2 protein-coding genes are annotated in these 1,208 nt (G+C 67.9%); both read left to right on the forward strand.

Going from position 1 to position 1,208, the window contains the following annotated elements; all coding sequences use genetic code 11:
* Positions 1–749: methyl-accepting chemotaxis protein (locus AC3WLN_RS23000; RefSeq protein WP_492485166.1), on the forward strand; the 749-nt coding region annotated here is incomplete at its 5' end.
* A gap of 164 nt (positions 750–913) precedes the next feature.
* Positions 914–1,168, forward strand: a complete 255-nt coding sequence (locus AC3WLN_RS23005) for a hypothetical protein (protein WP_492485168.1) — start codon at positions 914–916, stop codon at positions 1,166–1,168.
* Positions 1,169–1,208: the final 40 nt, after the last annotated feature.

The following is a 1,208-nucleotide window of genomic DNA, read 5'->3' on the forward strand; positions in this document are numbered from 1 at the left end:
ACATCACCGCGCAGGTGACGCTCCTCAACGACCTGCGCCGGCTGATCGGCGAGAATTTCGGCGAGATCGACGGGGCGGTGCTGCTCTCGAACACCCAGACGCGGGAGGCCGACGCGGCGGCGAGCACCACCGCGAGCAACGTCCAGACCATGGCGGCCGCCTCCGAGGAGCTCGCCGCCTCCGTCGCCGAGATCTCACAGAGCATGGCCCATTCCCGGGTCGCCACCGAGGCAGCGCAGGGCCAGGTGGTCGCCGCCGCCGAAGCGACCCACAAGCTCACCCAGGCCGCCATCGCCATGAGCGGCATCGTCGGCCTGATCCAGAGCATCGCCGGCCAGATCAACCTCTTGGCGCTCAACGCGACGATCGAATCGGCCCGGGCCGGCGAGGCGGGGCGCGGCTTCGCGGTGGTGGCGCAGGAGGTGAAGAACCTCGCCAACCAGGCGGCGCGCGCCACCGAGCAGATCACCGGCGAGATCGACAACGTGCAGTTCGTCTCGAAGCAGGTCGGCGAGTCGCTCCAGACCATCCAGACCTCGGTCACGCAGATGCGCGACTACGCCGTCAGCACGGCGGCGGCGGTGGAGGAGCAGAGCGTCGTCACCCAGGACATGTCGGGCAACATGCAGCACGCGGCCGGCGCCGTCGCGGCGATCTCGCACAACATCCAGGCGATCGGCCGCTCCATCGAGCAGGTCTCCCGCGCCGTGGGCACGACGAAGGACGCCGCCCGGGTCCTGGCCCGCTAGCCCGGGTCCTGGCCCGCTAGGGACGCGGCGCGCCGCGATCACGCCTTTGGGAGCAAAACCGGATCGCCTCCGGTTCGGCCCATCATTTGACACTTTCAAAGGATGGGCGGCGTACCTATGCTTCGAACCATCGGCCGAATTATTTGGCTGGTCTGGAGGTGGGTATGGCAACACTGCCGCTCGAAGCAGCAATAAAATGCAGCAAGAACATTCTCGCGGCCGAATTACAGTTGGAGGTCAATCTTCGGATCGCCGACCACTGCATCCGCCAGGGGACCGATCCGGACCTGTACGTCCAGAATGCGAGGCTGTTGCTGAAGAGCCTCGCATTGTTTCGCGACAACCGCGACGCTCTGCTCGGCGACCTCTCCGAAGACATCGCGCCGCGCGGGTCGTCCACCGGCGAGCACCCGACCTGAGCGCCCGCCCCGGTCCGGCCCGCGCGGACGGGCCCCCCAT

This window comes from Methylobacterium sp. FW306-05-D (assembly GCF_058782155.1).